At 70.9% G+C, this 24894-nt stretch carries 29 protein-coding genes; 5 read left to right on the forward strand and 24 right to left on the reverse strand.

The window, feature by feature from the left end; all coding sequences use genetic code 11:
* Positions 1–124: 124 nt before the first annotated feature.
* The 19 genes from SL103_RS21005 to SL103_RS21090 all read right to left on the reverse strand — a co-directional run bounded on the left by SL103_RS21005 (position 125) and on the right by SL103_RS21090 (position 17291).
* The gene (locus tag SL103_RS21005; RefSeq protein ID WP_069570519.1) at positions 125–1351 is read right to left on the reverse strand and encodes an MFS transporter; all 1227 of its coding nucleotides are present in this window, start codon (positions 1349–1351) and stop codon (positions 125–127) included.
* A gap of 147 nt (positions 1352–1498) precedes the next feature.
* Entirely contained in the window at positions 1499–2569 is a 1071-nt protein-coding gene (locus SL103_RS21010; protein WP_069570520.1) for a hypothetical protein, read from the reverse strand.
* Between the two features lie 48 nt (positions 2570–2617).
* The gene (locus SL103_RS21015; RefSeq protein WP_069570521.1) at positions 2618–3775 is read right to left on the reverse strand and encodes a cupin domain-containing protein; all 1158 of its coding nucleotides are present in this window, start codon (positions 3773–3775) and stop codon (positions 2618–2620) included.
* A 112-nt stretch (positions 3776–3887) separates the two neighbouring features.
* Entirely contained in the window at positions 3888–4028 is a 141-nt protein-coding gene (locus tag SL103_RS37990; protein ID WP_164492874.1) for a hypothetical protein, read from the reverse strand.
* A 184-nt stretch (positions 4029–4212) separates the two neighbouring features.
* Complete coding sequence (locus SL103_RS21020; RefSeq protein ID WP_069570522.1) at positions 4213–4521, reverse strand: hypothetical protein; 309 nt, start codon at positions 4519–4521, stop codon at positions 4213–4215.
* A gap of 154 nt (positions 4522–4675) precedes the next feature.
* On the reverse strand, positions 4676–5074 hold the full coding sequence (locus SL103_RS21025) for a gas vesicle protein K (RefSeq protein ID WP_069570523.1): 399 nt from the start codon (positions 5072–5074) through the stop codon (positions 4676–4678).
* Positions 5075–5134: 60 nt separating this feature from the next.
* Positions 5135–5356 (reverse strand): gas vesicle protein, encoded by a 222-nt coding sequence (locus SL103_RS21030; protein ID WP_069570524.1) that lies wholly within the window; start codon positions 5354–5356, stop codon positions 5135–5137.
* Positions 5353–6225 (reverse strand): GvpL/GvpF family gas vesicle protein, encoded by an 873-nt coding sequence (locus tag SL103_RS21035; protein WP_079145886.1) that lies wholly within the window; start codon positions 6223–6225, stop codon positions 5353–5355. Before SL103_RS21035 ends, SL103_RS21030 begins: the two co-directional genes overlap by 4 nt.
* Complete coding sequence (locus tag SL103_RS21040; protein ID WP_069570525.1) at positions 6222–6656, reverse strand: gas vesicle protein; 435 nt, start codon at positions 6654–6656, stop codon at positions 6222–6224. Before SL103_RS21040 ends, SL103_RS21035 begins: the two co-directional genes overlap by 4 nt.
* A gap of 32 nt (positions 6657–6688) precedes the next feature.
* Positions 6689–7855, reverse strand: coding sequence for an SRPBCC family protein (locus SL103_RS21045; RefSeq protein ID WP_069570526.1), 1167 nt, complete (start codon positions 7853–7855; stop codon positions 6689–6691).
* Positions 7848–8477 carry a hypothetical protein gene (locus SL103_RS21050; RefSeq protein ID WP_069570527.1) on the reverse strand — a complete coding sequence of 210 codons (630 nt, stop codon included), beginning with the start codon at positions 8475–8477 and terminating at the stop codon, positions 7848–7850. Before SL103_RS21050 ends, SL103_RS21045 begins: the two co-directional genes overlap by 8 nt.
* A 28-nt stretch (positions 8478–8505) precedes the next feature.
* A complete protein-coding gene (locus tag SL103_RS21055) occupies positions 8506–8763 on the reverse strand; it encodes a gas vesicle protein GvpG (RefSeq protein WP_069570528.1) in 258 nt (85 codons plus the stop codon).
* Positions 8764–8798: 35 nt separating this feature from the next.
* Positions 8799–9512, reverse strand: coding sequence for a GvpL/GvpF family gas vesicle protein (locus SL103_RS21060; protein WP_069570529.1), 714 nt, complete (start codon positions 9510–9512; stop codon positions 8799–8801).
* Positions 9513–9515: 3 nt separating this feature from the next.
* Complete coding sequence (locus SL103_RS21065) at positions 9516–9959, reverse strand: gas vesicle structural protein GvpA (protein WP_069570530.1); 444 nt, start codon at positions 9957–9959, stop codon at positions 9516–9518.
* A 66-nt stretch (positions 9960–10025) separates the two neighbouring features.
* Positions 10026–10322 carry a gas vesicle protein gene (locus SL103_RS21070; RefSeq protein WP_099055563.1) on the reverse strand — a complete coding sequence of 99 codons (297 nt, stop codon included), beginning with the start codon at positions 10320–10322 and terminating at the stop codon, positions 10026–10028.
* Positions 10323–10688: 366 nt separating this feature from the next.
* Positions 10689–12146, reverse strand: coding sequence for an MFS transporter (locus SL103_RS21075; RefSeq protein ID WP_069573964.1), 1458 nt, complete (start codon positions 12144–12146; stop codon positions 10689–10691).
* A gap of 121 nt (positions 12147–12267) precedes the next feature.
* Positions 12268–14733, reverse strand: coding sequence for a SpoIIE family protein phosphatase (locus SL103_RS21080; RefSeq protein WP_069570532.1), 2466 nt, complete (start codon positions 14731–14733; stop codon positions 12268–12270).
* 284 nt (positions 14734–15017) lie between these two features.
* Positions 15018–16520 (reverse strand): APC family permease, encoded by a 1503-nt coding sequence (locus tag SL103_RS21085; RefSeq protein ID WP_069570533.1) that lies wholly within the window; start codon positions 16518–16520, stop codon positions 15018–15020.
* A 144-nt stretch (positions 16521–16664) separates the two neighbouring features.
* Positions 16665–17291, reverse strand: a complete 627-nt coding sequence (locus SL103_RS21090) for a YigZ family protein (protein ID WP_069570534.1) — start codon at positions 17289–17291, stop codon at positions 16665–16667.
* Between the two features lie 262 nt (positions 17292–17553).
* Between SL103_RS21090 and SL103_RS21095 the strand changes: the two genes are divergently transcribed.
* The 3 genes from SL103_RS21095 (at position 17554) to SL103_RS21105 (ending at position 19436) form a co-directional block, all read left to right on the forward strand.
* Positions 17554–18342, forward strand: a complete 789-nt coding sequence (locus SL103_RS21095) for a type VII secretion system-associated protein (RefSeq protein ID WP_069570535.1) — start codon at positions 17554–17556, stop codon at positions 18340–18342.
* 169 nt (positions 18343–18511) lie between these two features.
* Positions 18512–18919 (forward strand): CoA-binding protein, encoded by a 408-nt coding sequence (locus SL103_RS21100; RefSeq protein ID WP_069570536.1) that lies wholly within the window; start codon positions 18512–18514, stop codon positions 18917–18919.
* Between the two features lie 25 nt (positions 18920–18944).
* Positions 18945–19436 carry a GNAT family N-acetyltransferase gene (locus SL103_RS21105; protein ID WP_069570537.1) on the forward strand — a complete coding sequence of 164 codons (492 nt, stop codon included), beginning with the start codon at positions 18945–18947 and terminating at the stop codon, positions 19434–19436.
* A 54-nt stretch (positions 19437–19490) separates the two neighbouring features.
* On the opposite strand, the gene SL103_RS21110 is transcribed toward SL103_RS21105, so the two are convergent.
* Together SL103_RS21110 and SL103_RS21115 are read right to left on the reverse strand one after the other, a co-directional pair.
* Positions 19491–20048: a YbaK/EbsC family protein gene (locus SL103_RS21110; protein WP_069570538.1), complete on the reverse strand. Its 558-nt coding sequence runs from the start codon at positions 20046–20048 to the stop codon at positions 19491–19493.
* Positions 20049–20058: 10 nt separating this feature from the next.
* Positions 20059–20664, reverse strand: coding sequence for a helix-turn-helix domain-containing protein (locus SL103_RS21115; protein ID WP_069570539.1), 606 nt, complete (start codon positions 20662–20664; stop codon positions 20059–20061).
* A 105-nt stretch (positions 20665–20769) separates the two neighbouring features.
* Here SL103_RS21115 and SL103_RS21120 point away from each other — a divergent pair, with 105 nt between their 5' ends.
* Positions 20770–21639, forward strand: a complete 870-nt coding sequence (locus SL103_RS21120) for an EamA family transporter (protein WP_069573965.1) — start codon at positions 20770–20772, stop codon at positions 21637–21639.
* 88 nt (positions 21640–21727) lie between these two features.
* On the opposite strand, the gene SL103_RS21125 is transcribed toward SL103_RS21120, so the two are convergent.
* Positions 21728–22474 (reverse strand): acyltransferase, encoded by a 747-nt coding sequence (locus SL103_RS21125; protein WP_244303993.1) that lies wholly within the window; start codon positions 22472–22474, stop codon positions 21728–21730.
* Between the two features lie 162 nt (positions 22475–22636).
* Between SL103_RS21125 and SL103_RS21130 the strand changes: the two genes are divergently transcribed.
* The gene (locus SL103_RS21130) at positions 22637–23176 is read left to right on the forward strand and encodes a gamma carbonic anhydrase family protein (RefSeq protein ID WP_069570540.1); all 540 of its coding nucleotides are present in this window, start codon (positions 22637–22639) and stop codon (positions 23174–23176) included.
* A gap of 78 nt (positions 23177–23254) precedes the next feature.
* On the opposite strand, the gene SL103_RS21135 is transcribed toward SL103_RS21130, so the two are convergent.
* A complete protein-coding gene (locus SL103_RS21135; RefSeq protein ID WP_069570541.1) occupies positions 23255–23611 on the reverse strand; it encodes a DUF4333 domain-containing protein in 357 nt (118 codons plus the stop codon).
* 133 nt (positions 23612–23744) lie between these two features.
* Entirely contained in the window at positions 23745–24737 is a 993-nt protein-coding gene (locus tag SL103_RS21140; protein WP_069570542.1) for an alpha/beta hydrolase, read from the reverse strand.
* Positions 24738–24894 lie beyond the last annotated feature (157 nt).

Here is a 24894-nt window from a genome sequence, read left to right on the forward strand (position 1 = left end):
CTCTCCATTGGCTTCGACTCAGCACCGGGTCAGCACGAGTCTACGAGCCGGCACGCGTCCCGCCGGCCATGGCAGGCCCCCCTGCCCCGACTCGGCCCTCTTGTCGCGCGGGTCCCGGCCGGCCTCAGCCGACGGGGACGGGTGCTTCCGGCACCGGAAGCACCCGGGTGCGCACGGCCCACCGGGTGAGCGGCCGGGTGGCGAGGCCGCAGAGCGCGAGGACGACGCCCAGTACCACCCAGCCGGGCTTGCCCCATTCGAGGCAGAGCGCGGTGAGCACGACCGGTGACGCCGCACGGACCACGCCATCGGCCAGGTTGAAGGCTCCCTGGTACTGCCCTTGGGCGTGTTCCGGTGCCAGCGCGAAGCTGACTTCGAACGCCCCGGCGGCCAGACCGAGTTCACCGGATGACAGCAGGAGCACGCCGACGAGCAGCAGGGCCGCGGCGACGGGGGCGGATACCCCTGCGGCGAGGGCGAGCACGGTACAGCCGGCGAGGGACAGGAATCCTGCTCCGCGGAGCGCGGTGGAAGCGGGCAACGGGCCTCTCACCCACCGGGTCGCCCTGACCTGGAACAGCACGACCACCGCCATGTTCGTCACCAGCAGCAGGGAAAGCCACCACCGGGGCGCCGCGGTGTGCGACACCAGCCAGAGCGGCAGGACCAGGGACACCACGTCGTACTGGAACGCGATGACCCCGCACAGCAGCGACAGGGCGAGGTACGGGCGGTCCCGCACGGCCTCCATGCGCCGCGCGCCCGGCGGGCGTGGCACCGGCCGCACGGACGGGATCTTGAGCAGCAGTCCCGCCGCGGCCAGAAAGCTCAGTCCGTTCGCCAGGATCAGCAGGGTGTAGCCCGCCGTCGAGTCGAGTTGGAGCGCGACGCCGGCCGCCGCCGCGCCGATGCCCATTCCCAGGTTGGTGACCGCGCGCAGATGGCTGCGGATGCGGGTGCGTTCTCCGGGCTCGCTGATCCGTGCGACAAGGGCGCCGCCGACCGCCTGGGCGCCGCGCTGGCCGATGGCCGCGACGGTGACCAGCGCGAGAAAGGCGGCGAAGGAGTGTGCCATCGGGAACAGGAACATCGCCGTCGCCTGGACACCTTGGGTGGCGACGTACAGTCCACGGGGCCCGACGCGATCGGCCACCGCACCGAGGGGCAGGCCGGACAGGATCCCGACGGCCGTCGCGACGGCGAGGCCGGTACTCACGCCCGGCACGCCCAGTCCGACGACGCGGGTGAAGAAGAGCATGCTGCCGGCAAGGTAGAGCCCGCTGCCGACGGTGGTGACGAAACTGGCGATCGTCAGGAACCGAACCGGGCCACGAAACATCTCGGTCGTCATATGCACTGCTGTGGGGTGCGGTTGGTGACCTGGTGGAACATGTCGCTTTCCTTCTGATCGGGTGCGGATATCCGCCTTCCGGGACGGCGGTGCCACGACGCAGGGCGGGCGAGCGAGCGGAGGAGTGGGTATTTCCTTCACGAGCCGCTATCGGCGGGTCAGTTGGTCGCGCAGGGCTGACAGGCACTCGGCCCGGTATGCCTCCAGTCCCGGCACCGCCGCCCGTTTCCTGCGGTTGAACTCGCCGGTTTTCACCCAGGTGACGATCAGGTCCGCCAGGGACGGAATGCCGCCGTACCGCGCCGTCATCCCCTCGGTGTGCTCACTCAACGGATAGAAGGCGGGCATGAGCGAGGGAAGTCCGAACCGGACCATGTCGTTGATGTTGCCCGTGACGCAGGTCTGGCCGCGTGTTTCGATGATGCCGTTACGCGTGAGGTATTCGGAGACCGGAAGGATGAGGAAGTCGGCCTCCGCCAGGGTCCGGTCGAACTCCTCCTGAGCGACGTAACCCGGGTGATCCCGCAGTTCGACCGAGGGAGCGACCGCCTTCCGCGCCGCCGCAACGGCCGTCTCGGTCTCCTCGGTGGAGTGTTCTCCCAGGAATTCGACGCGCAGTCGCTTCGTCAGCCGTGGGGCGGCGATTTCCAGTGCGGACAGCACCTCGGCGTGGTCCCGGCCGGAATACATCCGCCCCGGGATGCAGCACCGCACCTCGTCCCGTACGAATTCCGAGGGCGGATGTTGCGGGTAGGCGATGTTGACCGCGCGGTTCCGCAGCGGGTCACCCGTTCTCCTGAGCCGGAGATCCGGGAGGAGGACATCCGCCGCGCCTTCGAGAACGAGCTTCGCGACGGCGGCGCTCGGCCGGTTGCCGTCCGACGAAACGAACGTGTTGAGGTTGTGCACCAGGCAGTGCCGGGCAGGTGTCCTGGCGCTCGCACCGGAGAGCATGCCGCACAGGGAATCGACCGGGGTGACGATGAACAGGTGGTCCTGTGAACCGAGCGAGGGCCCGCACTCCGCCAGGAATTCCGCGTACGGCAGACCCGGGGGACACACCTTCCACTCGACGGCCGCGGATGCGGCGGCCGTCGAGGATTCGGCGCAGAACGGGTTGGTGTAGACCGTAGGGCTCGCCCCGACATCGATGGCTTGCCGCAGAAGGCTGTCGAGGACCTCGCTGTGTGCGCTGAGCTCGATCAGGCCGATCTTCATCGAGTCGTCTCCGTCAGTGGTGCGGCGGGCCGGTTTTTCTGGCGGCCCTCACGCCGACGGAGCCTTTTCTTCCAGCAGGATTCCCTCTTCGACCAGCAGCCGCAGCAGGGGGGCGATGTCTTCGGCCGGGTCGAATGCGGGGGCCCAGCCGGTGGCTTCCGCGAGGGTGAACGACGTACTGCGGAAAAGATTGTCGATGAGTTGCACGGGAGCGCCGTCGAGCGTGATCTTCCTCGCGCCGAACTGGATACGGTGCTGCGCGGTCTCGGCGTCGTAATCAACCGTGACGGGGTTGAACTGTGCGCGCCGCAGACGTGTGTCGCCGTTCGTGGAGAGCGGATGGAACCCGGACTGGCTCGGCAGGCTGACCTCGCGGTGGCGGCTGTCCTGGGTGGTCAGATGATGGGCGAGGTACGCCGCCACCAACCGCTCGTCGCCGGCCAGCGCGGCGAGCCTGCCCATCAGACCGCGGACATGGTCGGCGAGCCGGTCCGTATCGCCTTCGACGACGGGTGGGAGGTTGCGCCGCCACTCCTCCTCGTCCATCAGCTCGTCCGCGAGCCACTTCAGCCAGTAGACGCCGGTGCGGCACGTCACTCCCAGCGTCAGGTGCAACGAGGGTTCGTCACCGGCCACCGCGTAGTGCCAGTGGCCCCGTGGAATGTAGAGCACGTCCCCCGGATGAAGTTCGGTCTCGATGTACGGGGGCCCCTTGGGTTCGCCGGTGTCGTCGGAGACGTTGTTGTATTTGTCCAGCGGGTACTTGTACGTCTCCTCGGAGACGACCCATCGCTTCGTCCCCTCGATCTGCAGGATGAAGACCTCGTGGTCGTCGTGGTGTTGGTCGAACCCCTGCTGTTCGGGCCAGGAGCAGTACATGTTGACCTGGCTCCGGTGGCCGATCGCACGCTCGATCGCCGACGCGAGTTCCGCGATCGCGGGCAGCCGTGCCTGCAACTGGTTGATGATGAGGGTGTAGCCGTCCTGACAGTGCCTGATCCACTCCTCGGGCGTCTCGGGCTTGTCGGCGACCTTTCTGCCTATTGCCGCCAGACGGATTTCCTCGCCGAAACGGAGGCGATGGAAATTAAGCAGGTGGTTGAGCTGATCCCATGAGAAGAGCGGACGGAAACGGTCCCGGTCCTGCCCCCGTAAGACGACGCCTCGGGTGGTCCAGTTCTCGCGAAGGAATTGATCGAGAGGCATCGGGTCAAGTAAGGATTCGAGAGCGAGCACGCCATTCCTCACGGTTCAAGGGGAGTGCCCGGTGACTCCAGGAGCCACCGGGCTGGTCAGGACAGCGACTTGGCGCCTGCCCTTACACGTCCTTCTGGTCGACTTCGAGGTTCGGCACGCTCTTGACCTGGGCCGTCTTCACCGTCTCCACGGAGAATCCGATCCGCTTCGGCCGACGGGCCGCGTGGGTCTCGCTCTTGGGTGCTACGGAAACCTTGGTCATCGGTAACTCCTCGACTAGGGAACCTGCCCTGCCATTCCTACTACCAACTCCCCACAACCGCGGGAAAACGTGCGAAATGTCACGAGCGACGCATTAAGCCAAAGTTGCCGCAGTACTTGCCAAATAGGGACGACCGTGCAGGGCGAGGGGCCGGCGGGCGTCACCCTGCTGCACGTCGGGCTGCCTACTCCACCGCGTACAGCAGCCTGTACTCGGCACCATCCGCCCTGAAGCGCAGACTGCGCTCACCAGGAGTATCCGTGATCCACTGCTCCCCGAGCCGGCCGTCCCCGCCCGGGGCGCCGACCTCCCCGAGAGAGACCGCGATCGCCCCCGTGAAGTCGCAGTCGTACTTGACGGTGAACATCCGGTCCCCCAGCACCGTTCCGTTCCACACGGTGCCGCGGTCCTGGACGACCAGCCTCGGCTCATCGAAGCCGCTCCAGCCCTCAGTCGTGACGCACTTGAGCTTCTCCAGATACAGCTTGGCCATACCGTCCCCTGTGAAGGATCCTTCTCGACGCCGCCCATCCTGACGGGCCCCAATAAACGATCACTAAATGATCCGGCGTGCTCCCGTCATCCGGTACGGCGAGGACCGGAACGAGCAGGACCCACGCGCCCCGGCGCCGTTCGGCCCTGAGCCGTCATCCCCCGTCGTTGCGGGGCAGCAGCGACCCCAGGGGACCGAGGTCCAGATTCAGGTCGTCCAGGGTCAGTCCGTAGCGGTCGCAGAGTTCGGACATCCGGTCCTGGAGGATCATCAGGGTCATGCCGATCCGCTCCTCCTGCGCCTCACTCAGGTCGCCCTGATCGACGCGGTGCAGTGCGGTGCGCTCCATGAGCTGCCGCAGGAGCTCGACGATGGTCAGCACCAATTTGATGAGGTCGCGTTCGACGGTCTCCGGATCGGTCTTCAGGCGCTGGGCGAGCTCACTTCCGGACCGCTGCTCCTCGGGTCCGGCCGGCACGAGCCCGAATGCCCGCGCCGCCGCCTGCGCGGCCTCCCCGAAGGCGTGGTCCGGCGCTGCCTGGTGGTCCTGCATGAGGTCGCTCCTCAACGTCGCGGCGCATTACGGTCGTCGGCGGCGGCGTACGGCCGCTCCTCACCACGGTGCGGGGTCGTCGGGGGTGATCGAGTGGATCACGGCCCGCAGATTGATCCGCACCAGGTCCACGTCGGCCACCGACAGCACGAGGTCGCCGGTGAGCACGGCCCCGCCGTTCAGCAGGCGGTCGAGGAGGTCGATCAGCGCGACCTGCCGGCCGGCCAGCGACTCCTCCTCGGTGAGAGCGGCCGGCTCGACGTCACCACGGTCCTCCCTCATGCCCGACCGCCCGCCGTGGGCACCGTGGCGAACGAGTACGGGGCCCACGGGCCGGTGATCTCGACCCGTACGCCGGGGAGCCCGTCGGCCAGCCCCGCCAGCGCCCGGTGGAAGTCCTCCACGCGGTCGACGGCTACCAGATATGCCTCGTTGGCGATGTTCTCGCCGGCGGCCGACGCCAGCTCGCCCTGCTGCGGCCGGTGCGCCACCCTGGCCCGGACGAGCCCGGCCACCCGGTCCGGTACGGCGCCGGCGACGCCCCCGGCGGCACGGTACGCGTCGCGGTGGTGGCGCCGCTCCTGCCGCCGCTGCCGCAGATACGCCCGGCCGGGGCTGAGCGCTGCCGGTGCGGGGCCCTCGGCGGTGGGCGGCTCGGCGACCGGCGGCGGGGCGGCGGCCGCTTCCCGCGGATCCGCGTACACCTTCACCCCCAGCTCCACATGCCCCTCCAGCCACCCGAGGGCCTCGGTGAAGTCCGTGTCGCGCTCTTCGAGCATCGCACGGACCCGGGCGTCGTCCAGGTACACCGTGGCCAGCCGCATGGGCAGCACCGTGGTGCCGGCGTACGCGGCTTCGACCACCGCGTGGTGCGTACGGGCCAGGGCCGCCAGCTCGGTCAGGTCCTCCAGCCGCGCCCTGATGCCCGCTTCCCCGTACGCACCGGCCGGCACGGACGAGACCAGCGCCGCCAGGCCCTCGGAGGTCACGGTGCGAAGCGGTCCGTCCTCCAGCCCGGCGAGCCGGTCCGCCGCCGTGTCGAGCGCGGTGCCCGCACGGCCGACGGCGTACACGTAGGACATCGTGGCGGCGGGGTCCGTCCGGTGGTCCGGCGCGGAGGCCGCTGCCGGTGCCTCTGCCCCGGTGTTCACCGCTCCTCCTCACGAGCCGCCGTCGACGCGTCCTCGTCGGCCCGCGCGGAGCCCTTGGGGAGGCCGACGGCGGCCCGCAGTTCGGCGAGTTCCGCGCGCAACTGCGCGTTCTCGGCGGCCAGTTGGTCACCGGCCGTCGCGGGCGCGGCGGAGACCTGCCCGGGCGGGCGGGCGCGGGAGGAGAGCGACGGGTCGTGCTCCCACCAGTCGATGCCCATCTCCTTGGCCTTGTCGACGGACGCGACGAGCAGCCGGAGCTTGATCGTGAGCAGCTCGATGTCGAGCAGGTTGATCTGGATGTCGCCCGCGATGACGACGCCCTTGTCGAGGACGCGTTCCAGGATGTCGGCCAGGTTGGCGGAGGAGCCCTGCCCGCCGTACGGGGATGCGGAGGCGGCGGGCCCCATCCGGCCGGCCAGTGAATCGGACACAGGATCAGCCTTGTCTGTACGGGCGGAAAGGGTCAGCGACGGGCAACGGCCGGACGACGCCGCGGGCGACGGCCGCTACCGGCGTCCTCGTCGTCTTCCTCGTGGTCGTCCTCGTAGTCGTCCTCGACGCGGTCGTCGCGATCGTCACGGTCGTCACGCTCGTCGTCGAATTCGTCCGCCTCGTCCGCGGGTTCGGCGTCGGCGTCACCGCTCTCGTCCTCGCCCTCGGCCTCAGCCTCGTCGTACGCGTCGTCGTCCTCGTAGGCGGCCTCGTCCTCGTAGCCGTCCTCGGGAGGCTCGCCCTCGGCGTCGTCCGCGGGCTCCCGCTCCTCGTCATCCGTCTCGTCCGCGGACTCCCGCTCGTCCTCGACGGCGTCCGCGTGCTCGACGACGACCTTGCCGTCCTGGATCTCACCGCGCCACCCGTCGGTGGCCTCGCCGCGCATCATGATGAACTTGCGGTACAGCTTGAGGTCGAGACGGGCGCGGCGGCCCTGGGCGCGCCAGATGTTGCCGGTCTTCTCGAAGAGGCCCTTGGGGAAGTACTCGAGCACCAGCAGCACCCGCGTCAGGTTGTCGGTGAGGCGGTGGAAGGTCACCACCCCCTTGACCGTGCCCTTCGCGCCCTCGGTGGTCCAGGTGATGCGCTCGTCGGGCACCTGCTCGGTGACGTTCGCCCGCCAACTGCGGGTGGACTTGGCGACCTTCACCTTCCAGTTGCTGGTGGTGTCGTCGGCCTTCTCGACGCTGACGACACCCTTGGCGAAGGTGCTGAACTCCTGGAACTGGGTCCACTGGTCGTACGCCTCGCGCACGGGCACGCCCACATCGATGTCCTCGACGATCGTCACGCTCTTGGACTTGCCGCCACCGCTCTTGCGGCCCTTGCCGAACAGGCCCTTGACCTTGTCCTTGACGGCCTCCTTGACGTGCGAGGTGCCGGCGGTCAGCGCGGCCTGGGCCGGTGAGCTGCCCTCGGCGAGGGCCTTGCCGCCCTTCGCCAGGCTGCCGGCCAGTCCGCTCCCGCCCTGGCCGGGCTGACCCAGCTTGGTGACGCTCTGGCCCAGCTTCTGCCCGAGGTGGGTGACGGCGTGCTGCGCACGGGCCTGGAGGTACCGCTGGAATTCCTCCTTGAGGTCTTCGGCGGCGGGGCTCTTCGTCACCTCGTCCTTCACCTTGCTGAAAGTGGACTCACTCATCGCTGCCTCCACGGTGGGAGGTCTTGCGCGCGGCGGGCTTCCTGCGCGCCGCCCCGGACGCGGTCTTCCGGGCGGCGCCCGACGCGGTCTTACGGGCCCCTGAGGCGGTCTTGCGCGCCCCGGAGGACGCCTTGCCCGGGGCGGACTTGGCGGACCTGGACGAGGCGGATGCCTTGGCGGACGTCGCTGCCTTGGCGGACCTGGCCGGCCTCTTGCTGCCGCGCGACGCCGACTCGGCGTCCTCGGGCCGGTCCGCGTCGTCCGCCTTCTCTTGCGCGTCCGGCTCGTCCGACGCGTCCGGTCCTTCCGCCTCCGCGTCGCCCCCCGCGTCCCGGAGGTCCAGGGTCCGCTCGTGCAGGGAATCGGCGAGCCCGGACATCCGCTGGGTGAGCGCGGCGGTGGCCGCGGACTTCGTGGCGTCCACCAGCTCCCTGCGCACCTGGTCGTTGAGCGGGCCGAGGACCGGGGAGTTGGCGACCAGCTTCCCCAGCTGCTTCGGGTCCAGGTTCAGTTTCTTGCCGGCGAGGTACATGCCCAGGCCGATGGCCAACTTGGCCTTCTTCGTGCGTCCCAGCACGTAGCCCCCTGCGAGGGCCACGCCTATCTTGGCGTTGTTCATCATCTTGCGTACACCTCGTTCTCCACGATGCTCAGGAGTCGGTACGGAGCCGCTGCTGGTGGGCCTCCAGCCATTCGAGGCGGTCCAGCAGTTCGTCCTCACGCCGGTCGAATTCCTCGTCCGTGATGCGCCCTGCCACCAAGTCCCGTTCCAGTTGCGCCAGTTCCGCGCGTACCGGCTCCGGGTCGTAGTACTCGCGCTCCGCGGTGAGCAGCACCTGGTCGAGCACCCAGACCGTGCCCCGCACGGGGGCCAACGGAAAGGTCAGCAGGTCGGTGATGAGGCCCATGGGGCAGTCCTCCGCTCGGCGCGGGTCGGGCGGATTCAGACGAAGCTGTACGGCGGCAGCGGGCCGTGCAGGCTGAACGTGTAGGCGTCCCCGCGCCGCTCCGCCTCCTCGTGGACGGCCTGGGAGAGGGCCGCGGCCCGCTCCCGGGTGACGAGGAAGGACACGTTCAGGAAGTGGGTCTTGGTCGGCTCGGCGACCGCGGTGCGCTCCGCCTCCGGCGCGAGCCGGGCGACCAGCTCGGAACCCGTGCTCTCCTGGCGGGCCTGGACCTCGCGTGCGACCAGCTCGCCGAGCGCCATGCGGTCCTGATGCGCTCCGGGGTTCTGCCGGGTGCCCTCGTTGAGCCGCCGTATCTCCGCGGAGTCGGTCATGATCTCCCGCAGCAGGTCGTCCTCGTCGCGGGCGACCTTGAGGTTGTACTCCAGGCGGCCCCCGATCTCCTTGAGGCGCTCGGTGTAGGCGTCGCGCTGCTCCTCCATCACCGCCGCCACCTGGTCGTCGTCCCGGCCGACGAGTCCGAAGCGCATCGGCAGTACGGCGCCGTCGGCCATCAGCCGGTCCTGAACCCCCTGGTGGGCGACCAGATCCCGGCGCTTGGCCCGCAGGTCGGTCGGTGCGTCGCTGACCACCGCGCTCAGGTCCTTGGTCCGGACGGTGCGCAGTTCGGCTGCCGGGTCTCCGATGCCGTGGACGCCTTCGAGGTTCAGCGGGTGGCCGGCCTCGGTGATGGCGTAGACGTAGGTCCCCATGTGTCACTCCTCCCGGCGCCGGGCGGTCCGGCGGCTGCTGCTGGACGAGGAGGACTTGCGCGCCGGTCGCTCTTCCTCCTGCTCGGATTCGTCGCGCCCCTTCTGGAAGGACTCGCTGAACGCCTCGACCGCGCCGGTCAGTGCGCCTTTCGACTTTCCTTTGGCGCCGCTCTCGGTCGCCTCGCCGACCAGATCGGTGAGCTGGCTCGGTGCCTTTCGGCCCGATTCCAGATCGAGCCGGTTGCACGCCTCGGCGAAACGCAGATAGGTGTCCACGCTCGCGACGACGACACGTACATCGATCTTGAGGATTTCGATACCGACGAGGGAGACCCGGACGAAGGCGTCGATGACGAGCCCCCTGTCGAGTATCAGCTCAAGGACGTCGTAGAGATTTCCCGATCCACTTCCGCTGGTGGGTGCATTTGATTGCTGAACGACACTCATGTTCTTCCCTTCCTGTCGGCTGGGCGAGCTCATGATCGGTACGGCGGATGACGGGCGTTCGCCGGCTCAGCGGTCGATCTGGCCCCGTGCATAGCGGCGGATTCGCTCGTATTCGAGGAGCTCACCGTGCTCGTCGAGCTTCACTCGGTACGAGGCCATCACGCTCGCGGTGTCCGGAACGCGTTCGATCTCGACGACTTCCACGTCCGCCGACCAGCCCTCGTCGGTGCGCTTGAGCGCGGATACCGCGCCGGGCTCGCAGCCGAGCAGCTGAGCAAGTTGCCCGGCCGCGTGGCGCATTGCCGCCGGGGCGCCGATGCGCTGCGGTCCTCTCTTGCCTTCGGTGCTCTCGGTCGTCGCCATGATCCCGTCCATTGGGCGTCGTAGTGATGCTGGTTGGCCGGTTCGGTGTACCGGGTGCGGTTGTCCGTTCCGGCGATAGAACACCGCGTGCCCCAGGAGTTCGAACGTATGCATGACGCGCGGGGCGGTGATTTTCCGCGTCTTTCCACCGCGCCGCAGACAATCGCCGTCGACCGCCTCGCAAAGGCATGGTCGACTTCCCCGGCCATTGCGCTTGCTTTTCTGACCACGGGTCAGCCCCAGCGGTATTCGCGGCAGGCGGCATTCTCCGGTCGGATTTCGCCGCCGGCCGGGCCGCTCGGGCTCGCGCGCGCTGCCGGGGAGCGGACGGCACGGCGTGCCGCCCGCGTCGCGTCCCTCCGCGGGTCAGGCGTGCTGCGACGCCACGAGGTCGATCGCCTCGTCCTTCGTCGCGACCGACGGCGGGGAGCCCTTGAGGGGCTTGCGCGCGCTCTCCTTCATGGCGGCGGTGGCCACCACTCCGACGACCGCGGCGGCCATCGTGTAGTAGGCCGGCACCAGGTTGTCGTGGAAGCCGCCGATCAGCGCCTCGATGACGAGCGGGGTGGTGCCGCCGAAGAGCGAGACCGAGATGTTGAAGGCGATCGACAGGGAGCCGTAGCGCACCTGGGTCGGGAAGAGCGCCGGCAGGGACGCCGACATGACGCTCACATAGGGCAGCAGGCACAGCCCGAGCAGCAGCAGGCCGGCGAAGACGGTGACCGTACTGCCGTGCCGGATGAGCAGGAAACTCGGCACAGCCAGCACCAGGAAGCCGAGCGAGCCGGCCATGAGGACCGGCTTGCGCCCGATCCGGTCGGAGAACCGGCCCACGAAGGTGATGGCCGCCATGAGCACCAGCATCACGACGATGATGGAGACGAGTGCGCCGGTGGTGCCGTAGCCCAGGGTGTTCGACAAATAGGTGGGCATGTACGACAGCAGCATGTAGTCGGTGATGTTGAAGGCGGCGACGAGCGCGACGCACAGCACCATGGCCCGCCACTGCCCCCGCATCCGCTGCAGGAAGCCGGAGTTCGACGCGGTCTCGGCCGCGGCTGTGTCGTCGTCGGCGAGCTTCTGGAACGCGGGCGTCTCATCCAGCTTGAGCCGCAGGTAGAGGCCGATCAGCCCGATGGGCGCGGCGACCAGGAACGGTACGCGCCATCCCCAGGACTGCATGGCGGAATGCGGCAGTACGACGGTGAGTACGGTGACGAGACCGGCCGCGGTGGTGTATCCGATCAGCGTGCCGAATTCCAGGAAGCTGCCGAAGAATCCACGGCGTTTGTCCGGCGAGTATTCGGCGATGAAGGTGGAGGCGCCGCCGTATTCGCCGCCGGTGGAGAAGCCCTGCAGCATGCGGAAGGCGATGAGCAGTACCGGCGCCCAGAAGCCGATGGACGCGTAACCCGGCACCAGGCCGATGGCGAGGGTGCTCGACGCCATCATGATCATGGTGAGCGAGAGCACTTTCTTACGGCCGATGCGGTCGCCCAGCGGTCCGAAGAACATGCCGCCCAGCGGCCGGACCAGGAACGCGGCGGCGAAGGTGGCGAAGGACGAGAGGATCTGCGCGTTGTCGTTGCCGGGCGGGAAGAAGACCTTGCCGATGGTGACCGCGAGATAGCTGTAGATCCCGAAGTCGAACCACTCCATGGCGTTGCCCAACGCGGCTGCTTTCACCGCTCTCTTGACGGATTTCTCATCTGTCACCGTGATGTCGGTGCGCCGCAGCGGGGGATGCTGCCGCCGGTGTATCGCGCGCCGGAGAAACGGGTGCCGCGTCCGAACGGGGCTGTCGTGCACGGGCTGGAGGGACATGAGCACCTCTTTTCAGTGGAGCTGGTCGCCCTTGCCCGTACCCTGAAGAACTTCTTCAATCCCTCGGCATGTCTTCCTCGCCCGGCACCACTGTGGAATCCGCGTCCCGTGCGGGACGGGGTCAGGACGCCGCGTCCCGGCCGGGAAGGGCCTGTTCGGTCCAGATGACCTTTCCCGTGGTGGTGTAACGGGTCCCCCAGCGGTCGGCGAACTGCGAGACGATGAAGAGACCGCGGCCGCTCTCGTCGGTGGTACGGGGATGGCGCAGGTACGGCGAGGCGCTGCTGCCGTCGGCCACCTCGCAGATGAGGGTCCGTCCCAGGATGAGCCGCAGCTGGATGGGCTCGGTGGCGTGCCGGAGGGCGTTGGTGACCAGCTCGCTGACCACCAGTTCGGTGGTGAAGACCAGCTCGTCCAAGCCCCAGCGCTCCAGCTGCCCGGTGGCGGCGGCGCGCGCCTCGGCGACGATCGCCGGGTCGGCGGGCAGGTCCCGGAGGGCGCGGCGCTCCGGGTCCAGGACGCGGGTCCGGGCCAGCAGGAGGGCCACGTCGTCCTGCGGCCGGACGGACACCAACGCGTCGATGACGTGGGAGCAGAGCGCGTCGAGGGTCGGGGCCGGTGCGGCGAGGGTCTGCCGCAGCCGTTCCTCGCCGTGCGGCTCGCCGGGCCCGCTGGGGCTGCCGGACTCCAGGCCGTCGGTGTACAGCGCGAGCACGCTGCCCTCGGGCACCTCGAACTCGTGCGACTCGAAGGGCAGCCCGCCGACACCCAGCCGCGGTCCCACCGGCAGGTCGACGAAGGTGACCGTGTGGTCGGGGGCGATCACGGCGGGGACGGGATGGCCCGCGCTGGCCATGGTGCACCGCCGGTCGATGGGGTCGTAGACCGCGTACAGGCAGCTGCTGCCGAGCGCTCCCGACCTCGCCCGGCGGCTCTTCTCCTCGCGCACCACCCGGCCGACCACGTCGTCGAGGTGACCGAGCAGTTCCTCGGGGCGCAGATCGAGGGCGGCCAGGGTCTGTACGGCGGTCCGCAGACGGCCCATGGTGGCCACCGCGTCGATGCCGTGCCCGGTCACATCGCCGACCACCAGGGCCACCCGGGCGCCGGACAGCGCGAGCACGTCGAACCAGTCGCCCCCGACGTCGCCCAGCTCGTTCGCCGGCCGGTAGGCGGAGGCCACGCACACCGCGTCCTGCTCGGGCACCGCCTGGGGCAGCAGACTGCGCTGGAGGACGAGCGCCGACTCGCGTTCCCGGGTGTAGCGGCGGGCGTTGTCCATGCACACCGCCGCGCGGGCGACGAACTCCTCCGCCAGTCGCAGATCGTCATCGGTGAACGGCTGGTCGCCCTGGCTGCGGAAGAACGAGGCCACGCCCATCGTGATGCCGCGGGCACGGATCGGGATCACCATCACGGTGTGCAGCCCCAGCTCCTCGAACTGCACATGGCGCCCGTTCGGGGCCTCGGCCCACGCGGCGGACCCCGGAGCCAGCCGGCCGGCCCGCCAGGACCCACCACCGGCCAGCGCGCGGATCGGTGGCGTCCAGGCGTGGTAGCCGGCCAGACCGCCGACCTCGATCACGGCCTCCGGCACACCCGGCCGCAGCGACTGCTGGCCGGCCCGCCGCAGCAGCACCGTATCGGCGTCGCTGAGCGGCCCGGGCTGCGGCTCCTCTCCCCTGATCACCGAGTCCAGCAGGTCGACGGTGACGAAGTCGGCGAGTTCCGGGACCGCCACGTCCGCGAGGTCCTGGGCGGTCTGCAGCACGTCCAGGGTGCGTCCGATGTACTCGCCGGCCCGGTCCAGCAGGGCCATCTGACGGCGGGAGCGGTAGTGCTCGGTGACGTCGACGACCGTGTAGCACAGCCCCATGGGCCGGCCCTCGGGGTCGTCGAGGCGGACGAAGGACATCGTCTGGGCACGGTCGTGGTACGGGTCGGCCGCCACCCGGCCGGTGTGCTCGTAGCCGGTCACGGGCTCGCCGGTCTGCAGCACCCGGCGCATCTGGGCCTCCAGCGCCGCGGTGTCCAGACGCGGCTGGAGTTCGCCCAGGCGCCGGCCGATGCGCTCGGCGGTGGGCCCGCCGCCGTACTGCTCCAGGGCGGGATTGGCCCAGACGCACCGCAGGTCGGTGTCCACGATGGCCATGCCGACGGGCGACGCGGTCACGATGCGCTCCAGCACCTCGCGGCCCATCTCCCACCCGTGCGCGGGCGGTGCCTCCGCGGCCAGGACCAGCCAGTGCAGACGTCCCTCACCGTCCGTCACCCGGACCACCTGCGCCAGGATGCCGGTCACGCCGCCGTCGTCGCGCAGTGCGGACAGCAGCCCGGACCAGCCGCCGCGCTCGCGGCACTCCGCGGCGAGCACGGGCACCCGGGCCGCGTCGTCGGGAGCCAGCAGCTCGGCGGCGGGGCGGCCGACCGCCGTGGCAGCGGAGTGCCCCAGCAGCCGGCCGGCCGCGGCAGGCCAGCTCTCGACCCGCCCCCGGGCGTCGAGGAGGAAAACGGTGGCGTCGGCGACGTCGAACGACGCCTTCCGCCCGGTGAGGCCGTCCGGCGGGAGTCCCCTGTCCGCTGCCATGTCCGCGCTTCCGTCCCTGTTTCGACTGTCTGCGTACCGTATCCCCTGAATTCATACCTTTCTGTCATTATTTGCCCGCCTCTACCCACCGGATGCGGCATCGCGGTGCCATACCGGACGCCGCACCTACCCGGTACGGACCCTCAACCGCCGCGCCCGCGCGCCCTTCACCTCGGGCCAACTCCCCTCAGCTGTCGCCGAGTTCGAGGCGGGCAACCGGCAGGCCGGGGAGCGGCCCCGAGCAGGAACCGGTCGGGGCCGCCGTCGAGCGGGCCGGGCAGCCGTCAGCCGGGCGCTCCGACGGCCCCCTCGGCGCCGGCCGGTCCGCCCTCCTCGCCGGCAAGCCGCTCGGCATCCGGATCCGCGCCGTGCAGATACCGCTCGTCGATCCGCTTCGGCCCGAACGGCCACTCCTTCTCGTGCCGGGCCCACAGCAGGAAGGCCACCACACCGGCCGCGACCCAGGCCAGCGACCATTCGATGGGGTGCCGTCCGGGCGAGTTCGCGTCCGCGTAGCCGTAGATCACCAGCCAGCCGGCCAGCGCCACGACGCTCGGCAGCGGGTACAGCCACATCCGGTACGGGCGCCGCAGCCCCGGCTGCCGGCGGCGCAGCACGGTCACCGCGGCGACCTGGGCCAGTGCCTGCACGATCACCATGACCGTGGTCAGCAGCTGGATGATGGTGGCCAGATCGGTGTGGCGCCCGAGCAGGAAGCCCGTCGCCGTCACGGCGCCCATGGTGAGCAGGCCCAGGACGGGGAAGCGGTGGCGCGGGTGGAGCTTGCCGTACGGATGGAAGAAGACCCGGTCCCGGGCGGCGTCGTAGGGCACCCGGGACCCGCCGAGGAGCCCGGTGAAGACGGAGGCGACGGCGGTGATCAGGATGAGCACCGTGACGGTGTCGGCGGCGGCCCTGCCCCAGGTCCGCTCCAGTACGGCGGAGGCGACGGAGGTGGACGCCGTGGAGTGCGGGTCGAGCATCTCCTGCCAGCGCACCACGCCCAGGGTGCCGATCTGCAGCAGCAGGTAGATCGCCATGATGCCGAGGATCGAGGAGAGCACGGCGCGCGGGATGGTCCGCCCGGGCCGGCGGATCTCGGCACCCATGTACGCGACGGTGTTGTAGCCCAGGTAGTCGTAGATGCCGATGGTCAGGCCGGCCGCGAAACCGATCCAGAAGTGACTTGTCGTCAGCTCGAAGGCGTGCGCCGGATAGCTGACGGCGCGCTCCGGGCTGAAGTGGGTGAAGGCGGCGACGATGACCAGGGCGACGGAGGCGATCATCACCGTCCACAGGACGACGGTGAGCCTGGCGATGTTCTCCACCCGTCGCCACAGCAGGACGACGATGCCGACGGTGACCACGATGCCGGCGAGGTCGCCCTGGCCCTGGCTCATGTCCGGCCACAGGTAGCCCAGGTACTGGACGAAGCCGATCACGCCGGTGGACATCCCGAGCGGGATGAACAGCATCGCCGTCCAGACGAACAGAAACGGCATCAGCTTGCCGGTGCGGTACTGGAACGCCTGTCGCAGATAGACGTAACTGCCGCCCGCGCCGGGCAGCGAGGCGCCCAGCTCGGCCCAGATCAGCCCGTCCGCGAGCGCCAGCACCGCGCCCGCGAGAAACCCGATGACCGCCTGTGGCCCGCCGAACGCGGCGACCATCAGCGGGATGGTCACGAAGGGGCCGATGCCGCACATCTGGCTCATGTTGAGGGCGGTGGCCTGGAACAGCCCGATCCTGCGGACGAAGCCCACGCGCTCGTCGAGGAGTTCAGGCATGGGCAGCCCCTCTCGTGCCGGTACACACACCGGATGCCGCGGTCCGTCACCGCCGCGCCACAGGCTGACACGATCGGCGCCCGGACGCACCGGTCCGGGCGGTACTTTCCGCCGCGCCCGCCGGCCGCCCCCAGGCCGAGCCGCTCAGAGCTCCCCGTACGCCTCCCCGCCCACCTCCAGCTCCGCCGTACCGGCCGTGGCGTCCGCGAGCCAGGCACGGAAGGCGTCCAGATCCGCTTCCGGAAGCCCGACCTCGATGTGCACCTGCGCGCCGTACGTCACCTCGCGCACCGCCCGCCCCGTCGTCCGCAGGTCGTTCTCGACCCGCCCCGCCCGTTGGTGGTCGACGGTGACCGTGACCAGCCGGAACCGCTGCCGGGTGACCGTCCCCAGCACGTCCAGCGCCTCCCCGACGACACCGCCGTACGCGCGGATGAGACCGCCCGCGCCCAGCTTGACGCCGCCGAAGTAGCGGGTGACGACGGCGACGACATAGCGCATCTCGCGCCGCAGGAGCATCTGCAGCATCGGGACGCCCGCGGTGCCGCCCGGTTCGCCGTCGTCGCTCGCCTTCTGCACATCGCCGTCCGCCCCGAGGACGTACGCCCAGCAGTGGTGGCGCGCGGTCGGATGCTCCTTGCGGACGCGCGCGAGGAAGTCCTGGGCCTCGCTCTCGGTCGCGACGGGCGCGAGCGCGCAGAGGAAGCGGGACTTGTTGATCTCGATCTCGTGGACACCCTCGTGGGCGAGCGTCCGGTACTGCTCCTGCATCGGACCAGCCTATGCGGCCGCTGTGACAATCGGGCCGCCGGTGCCGGCGGCCCGCCGCGCTGAGCTGTCCGCCGTACGGGCGCGGGTGTCCGCCGTACGGGCGCACGGGCACGGCCGGGCGGCGTACCCACCCCGTCCGCACGGTGCGTCGGGAAGACGTCCGCGCCCCCCGTAGGCAGGGTGAGGCCAGTGCGAGAGCCTCGTGTTTCCGGGGCCCCGCTTGTACAGGCAGGAACGGAACGGCGGGTTGGCGGAGGGCTGCATGGAAGAGAGCACACAGTCGGCGATGACGGCGGGCGTTCCCGTGACGGGCGAGGAGATGCCCGAGCCCCCGCCGGAAGTCATCGAGGCGGCACGCAACGCACCCGACCACTGGCTGGCCATGGTGGACCTGACCTGGCAGGGCGAGGGGCCACCGCCGCTCTGGGCGCTGATCGGGCAGTGGCGCTCGGGCCCGACCGGCGAGATCGAGGAGTGGCGGGACAACCCCGAGTACCGGCCGTCGCCGCAGATGCTGGACTGGTCCGACCCGACCGACCCGGTGGACCGCGCCCTGCAGCTCGCGGCGACCGGCTACGGCCCCGGGGAGGACGTCGCCCGGGAACTGGCGCGCGCGGAGGTCTCCGTGCTGGTCACCGCGACCGGTACGCCGCTGGCCGCCGCCTCGCCCGAGGGCACGCCGGTGATCCCGGTCTACACCTCGGAGCGCTACCTGGAGTCCGTGGGCCGGCTGCTCTACGACCGGCGTCCGGTGGCCGACCTCGTCGAGCAGCTGCCGCCGGGGCACGCGCTGTACCTCAACCCGACCGGCCCGATCAGCATGCTGGTGGACACCGAGGAGCTGCGTACGGCGCTCGCCTCGGCCGGTGCGGCACCGGACGCGAAGCGGGAGGCGGGCACGGCCAAGGCGCTGCGCCCGGGCACCGGCGCCGGGGGTGCCGAGCCGGTGAGCGGCGGCCGGGCCATCGGCAAGCCCGCCCGCGCCGCCAACGGCAGCACCGTCGTCGGGGCCGGCCTGGCCGGCAGCGGCATCTCCCGCACCGCCCGCTGACCCGCCGGCACACCGAACCCGCCCCGCCCGCCTTCCCCTTCGGGCGGGGCGTCTGCCGCCTGCTCCCGGCCCGGCCCGCCACCGCCCCGCCGGTCTCCCGCGGCCGGGAATCTTCCGGCCGCGCCCGCCGTTGACCGCACAGGACCTTTCCCTGTGCAGGAGGCAGCGCATGTACGGCGACCCCCGGACGATCCGCCGGATCCTCACCGAGCTCGGCGACACCTGGGCCGTCGTGGGGCTGTCCAACAACGACCAGCGCGCGGCACACGGCGTCGCCGAGGTGCTGCAGCGCTACGGCAAGCGGATCGTGCCGGTGCACCCGAAGGCCGAGACGGTGCACGGCGAGCAGGGCTACCCGTCGCTCGACGCGATCCCCTTCCCCGTCGATGTGGTCGACGTCTTCGTCAACAGCGAGCTGGCGGGCGGCGTTGCCGACGAGGCCGTCTCGGTCGGGGCGAAGGCCGTGTGGTTCCAGCTCGGCGTGGTCGACGAGACGGCCTGGGACCGGGTGCGCGACGCGGGGCTGGAGATGGTGATGGACCGTTGTCCGGCGATTGAGATTCCCCGTTTGGGCTGACCGCCCGGTGCGTTAACGTCCGGGCATGATCACGATGCGGGCGGCTGTTCCCGATGATGCCGACGAACTGGTCCGGCTGCGCCGGCTGATGTTCCTCTCCATGAACGGGCAGGACGCGCCCGGGAGTTGGGAGCGGGACGCGGAGGCGATGGCGCGTCGGCTGCTGACCGGCCCGGATCCGCGGCTGGGCGGGTTCGTGGTGCCGGGTGACGCACCGGGTGCGCCGCATCTGGCGGCCTGTGCGGTCGGGACGGTCGAGGAGCGACTGCCGGCGCCGGGCCATCCGTCGGGGCGCTTCGGCTTCATCTTCAACGTCTGCACGGATCCTCGCTACCGTGGCCGCGGCTATGCGCGGGCCACGACGGAGGCACTGCTCGGCTGGTTCGCGGAGCGGGGCGTGACCCGCGTCGATCTGCACGCCACGGACGGGGCGGAGCCGCTGTACCGCAGCCTGGGCTTCGCCGAGCACTCCACGCCGCTGTCGCTGGACCTGCGGCGCCACGCGACCGCCACCTGATCCCGCCCGGCGTCCGGGCCGGGCGGCCTTCGGCGGCCCGGCCGTCCGGCAGCGCTATGCGACGCCGAGCCCGTCCAGGACCGTGGCGCCGGGCAGCTCGGCCAGCGCCTTGCCGGGGACGATGAGCTTGCCGCGGCGGCCGCCGCTGCCGATCAGCGCATAGGGAACGTCGGCGACCGCGGCGTCCACGAACAGCGGCCAGCCGGCCGGCAGACCGATCGGGGTGATGCCGCCGTACTCCATCCCGCTCTCGCCGACCGCCGTGCCCATCGGCGCGAACGACGCCTTGCGGGCGCCCAGTTGGCGGCGTACCACGCCGTTGACGTCCACGCGGGTGTGCGAGAGGACGACGCAGGCGGCCAGCGTGGTCTCGCCGCCGCGCCTGCCTGCCACTACCACGCAGTTCGCCGACTGCTGGAGCAGCCAGGGGCCGTGGTGTTCGACGAGGACGGCGGTGTCCGCGATGGCCGGGTCCGTGTCGACGTAGCGCAGCTCCTGGACCGGTACGGATCCGCTCCAGGTGCGGATCGCGGCGGCGACCGGCTCGGTCAGCAGCTCCAGGCACTCGGCGGCGGGCCGGACATCGTCGAAAGCATCCATCGGCACGGGCATGCACGCCAAGCTAACAGGCGCCTTCGCGCCGCGGCGGACCGTCTCGGCGGACGGGCGGGATGATCACGGACATGGTCATCTCGACCGGTTCGCCGCCGTCGTTGCGGTAGCCGTGCGGAGCCTTGGCCTCGAACGTCGCCGAGGCGCCGGGCGGCACCTCGTGCTCGACGTCGTCCACGAGGAGGGTCAGCGTGCCGGACCGGACGTGGATCAGCTCGACGGTGCCGGGCGGGTGCGGATCGGAGGTGCTGCTGTCGCCGGGCATCAGCCGCCAGTCCCACAGTTCGAACGGCCCCGGCGCCTCGGCCCCCACCAGGAGCACGGTACGGCTGCCGGCCTCGGTGGACCACAGTCGGACCGCCTCGCTCTGCGGGACGATCCGCACCTGCGGGCCCTGTTCGTAGTCGAGGAGCGTGGTGATGCTGACGCCGAGCGCGTCGGCGATCTTGACGGTGGTCCCCACGCTCGGGTTCGTACGGGCCTGCTCGATCTGGATGATCATGCCGCGACTGACCCCGGCGCGGGCCGCGAGCGCGTCGAGGGTGAAGCCGCGTTCGGCACGCCAGTGCTTGAGATTGCGCGCGAGCGACTGCGTGAGCTGGTCGAGATCCGTCACGGTCCATCCAAGTCGAGGACAATAAATTAGATACCGCAGTGCATTTTGTTGGACTACGGTGTGGTGTACTTCAGCGTCCGGTTCACTGTACTGCGAGGTTTCACCATGACAGCGGTCTTCGCCCTGGCCACCAGCCTTCTGTGGGGGCTCGCCGACTTCGGCGGCGGACTGCTCACCCGACGGCTGCAGGCGCTGACCGTGGTGGTCGTCTCGCAGACGCTGGCCGCCGTGGCGCTCGGCGCCATCGTGCTGGCCACCGGCGGCTGGCGGGAGGCCGGACCGCAGCTGTGGTTCGCGGTCGGCGCCGGCGTCGTGGGGCCCGCCGCGATGCTCTGCTTCTACCGCGCCCTGGCCCTCGGCCCGATGGGCGTGGTCTCCCCGCTCGCCTCGCTCGGCACCGTCCTCGTCCCGCTCGGGGTGGGCATCGTGGCGGGTGAGCGGCCGGGGCTGCTCCAGGCCACCGGCATGGTCGTGGCCGTGGTCGGCGTCCTGCTGGCCGGCGGCCCCCGCGTCAGCGGCGCCTCCATCGCCCGCCAGACGGTCGTACTGACGCTGATCTCGGCGCTCGGCTTCGGCGCGGTGATGGCGCTGATCTCGGAGGCGTCCACGACCGTGACGGGGCTCTTCCTCGCGCTGTTCGTCCAGCGGGTGTGCAACGTCGCCGTCGGCGGCGCCGCGCTCTACGCGTCGGTGCGGCGCGGCACCCCGGCACTGCCCGAAGGCGGCCTGCCCGCTCTGCGCGGCGCACTGCCCATGCTCGCCTTCGTCGGGATCGCCGACGTCGCCGCCAACGGCACGTACTCCCTCGCCGCCCAGCACGGCCCGGTCACCATGGCGGCGGTGCTCGCCTCGCTCTACCCCGTCGTCACCTCGCTCGCGGCGCTCGGCGTCCTCAAGGAGCGGATGCAGGCGATCCAGACGGCCGGCGCCTCGCTCGCCCTGGTCGGCTCGGTGCTGCTCGCCTCCGGCGGCTGACATACCACACCAACGGGCGGCGCCCCGCCCGACGTCCGGGCCGCGCCTCACCCGCGGAAGCGGCGGCCCGGCAGTGGCTGACGGGAACTCAGGAGGCCCCGTGCGGCTCGCCGGCCGCCGCCTCCTGCCACTCGCCCAGCGCCACCAGCTGTTCCGGCGTGACGCCCTCGGGGATCGGCACCGGCGCGGGCGTCCGCAGCGGCGGCTGCCAGCCCTGCTGCGGATCCCAGCTGCGGACGACCTTGGCGGGCGCCCCGGCGACCACCGCGTGGTCGGGGACCTCACCCCGCACCACGGCACCGGCCGCGACCACCACGTTCCGGCCCAGCCGCGCCCCGGGCAGGATCACCGCCCCGGTGCCGATCCAGCTGCCGGGCCCGATGGCGACGGGGGCGGACCGCGGCCACTGCTTGCCGACCGGCACCTCGGGATCGTCGTAACTGTGGTTCGTGGTGGTCACATAGACACCGGGGCCGAAGAAGCAGTCGTCGCCGATCGTCAGCCGGACATCGGCGATCACATGGCTGCCCCGGCCGAGCACCACGCCGTTCCCCAGCGTCAGGATCGGCTCCGCGCCCAGATCGAGGTCCGGCATCATTCCCGCCGTCAGGGTGACGTCCCGGGCGATGATGCAGTGGTCGCCGATCTCGATCCAAGGGTCGCCGAAGACCGTGCCCTGCGGGAACGCCAGCCGGGTGCCGGGGCCGATCCGCCGGAAGCGGTACGGGCCCGGGCGCTCGGCCGTGACCGCCGCGACCTCCCGCACCCAGCGCGCGCCGCGGTGGACGGCCCGCGACACGACCCGGCGCCGCCAGGCCGCCACAGACGAGAACACGTTCTGGTTTATCGGCACCCGCACACGGTAATCGGCCTCCCCGCCGGCCGCCCGTCCGGTGCGCTGTGATCTTCGCCCCACCGGCCGCCGCCCCCACCCGGCGGCCCGCACGTCGTCTACGGTGCTCTTGGCGTGGCGCAGGAGCGGCAAGGAGAACCAGAGATGGCAGAACGGGCAGTGGTTTCCCAGGTGGGCGGCAAGCACCCGAGGATCGATCAGCAGGCGTTCACCGCCCCGACCTCCGTCGTGCTCGGCGAGGTCACCCTGGCCGCCGGCGCGAGCGTCTGGTACCACGCGGTGCTGCGGGCCGACTGCGGCCCCATCGTGCTCGGCGCGGACAGCAACATCCAGGACAACTGCACGGTCCACGTCGACCCCGGCTTCCCGGTGACCGTCGGCGAACGGGTCTCCGTCGGGCACAACGCGGTCCTGCACGGCTGCACCGTCGAGGACGACGTGCTGATCGGCATGGGCGCGACGGTGCTGAACGGCGCCCGCATCGGGGCGGGTTCGCTGATCGCCGCGCAGGCACTGGTCCCGCAGGGCATGGAGGTGCCGCCCGGCTCCCTCGTCGCCGGGGTGCCGGCGAAGGTCAAGCGGGCGCTCACCGACGAGGAGCGCGAACTCATCAAGGTCAACGCCGCGATGTACCTGGAGCTGGCGGCACGCCACCGGGAGGCGTTCGCCGACCCCGAGGAGTGAGCCGGCCGGCCGCCGGAGCACCGCGCGCCGGGCACGGCCGGCAACGGGGCCCGGCACCGGCCCGCCGGCCGGGACCCGTCAGCGGTGCGGCGCGTCGTGCACGTAGGTGATCTCGTCACCGCGGACCCGGACGACGCGCACGGTCATCCCGCGGTCGGTCCCCCGCAGGTAGTGGGCCGTGCAGCGGATCCACGCACCCCTGACCGCGCGCAGGTCCTGGGCGCAGTCGACCGAGCGCGGCCCGCGGAGGATCACCGGCAGCGACAGATGGTCCGAGAGGGAACGGGCGACCTCCTCGCGCGGAACGGCGTCCGTCCGGCCGTTCACCTCGCTCGTCGCGTCCCGCTCCGCCAGCCACTGGTTGCCCGCGGTGAGGCCGCCGGTCAGCAGAGCCGCGCCCGCCAGCACCAGACCGGCCGCTCGCAGATACCGCACGGCAATCCCTCCTACGGGCACGGCACACCTCGTTCCCGGCCGCGCCCACCGGCCGGTCACCGATTATTCTCACGGACCCGTCCGCGTCGGCAACAGCAGGCCCGTGCCGTGCGGCCACCCAGGCGACGGGCCGTCAGGCCGACGGCACCGGCCCCTGCATCTGCTCGCTGATCCAGTGCAGGGATTCGGCCATGCGCTGGATGTAGGTGTGGGCGCTGTGCACCCCGTCCGGTATCTCGAAGAGCGTGGAGTGGATCGGCCCGCCCGTGTAGTCCCGGATGAAGCGCTTCACATCGGGCACCGCGGTTTCCAGGCTGCCGAGTTCGAAGGCCAGATAGACCTGCGGCCCCCGCCGCGCCGCCAACTGGCGGGCCAGATGGCGCGGGTCGTTGGCGCGCATCTCCTGCGGGTGGCCCTGCCACATCGGCGAATCCGGCGCCGTGTCAGGGCCGTTGACGATGGCGGCCTTGAACCGCTCCGGCTGTTTGAGCACGGCCTTCAGCGAGGCGAACCCACCGGACGAGGACCCCATGAACGCCCAGCCGTCACGGCTCCCGTACGTACGGAAGTTGGCCCGCGCGAAGTCCGGCACGTCCTCCGTCAGCCAGGTGCCCATCTTCGGCTGCCCCGGGATGTCGCTGCCGTCGTAGTACTTCTTGGCGGGGTTGAGCACCGGCATCACCACGATGAACGGCAACGTCTTGCCCTGCTGCGACCACTCCGCGATCCGCTCCTCCAGCGCGAACGGCGCGCCCGCCCAGTAGTTGAACGGATAGCCGTACGCGCCGGGCAGCGCGATCAGCACCGGGAAGCCGCTCTTGGCGTACCGCGGCTGGTGGTACTGCGGCGGCAGCCACACCCAGATGTCGCCGGTGAAGCCGGACTTGCGGCCGTACCACTTCGTCGTCACCACCTGGGTGCCGTCATCGCCCGTCGTACGGAACGGGGTGAAGGCGGAGCGCGGACCGCGCGGCGGCACCACCCGCGGCTGGCCGTTGGCCGCGTCCGCCGGCTGCGCCCGCAGCCGGGGCACCCGGGACGCGTCGACGACGTCCCCGCCGCCGCAGCCGGCCAGCAGCCCCAGAGCCAGCGCACTCACCGCAGCACCGACGCGCAGCCACTTCATCGGAACGTTCTCCTCGGATCCTCAGGGCCGGCGGCGGGCGCGCGCACCACGTCGCGCCGCCCTCGCATCGCCGGTCGAAAGACACCACTTTAAGATCGGCCGGAACCTCCTCGGTGCCCACCCCGGCCCTCGTGACCTGGTGGTCCTTCCCCCGACC

Origin of the sequence: Streptomyces lydicus, assembly GCF_001729485.1 — a bacterium.
Lineage (GTDB): Bacteria > Actinomycetota > Actinomycetes > Streptomycetales > Streptomycetaceae > Streptomyces > Streptomyces lydicus_D.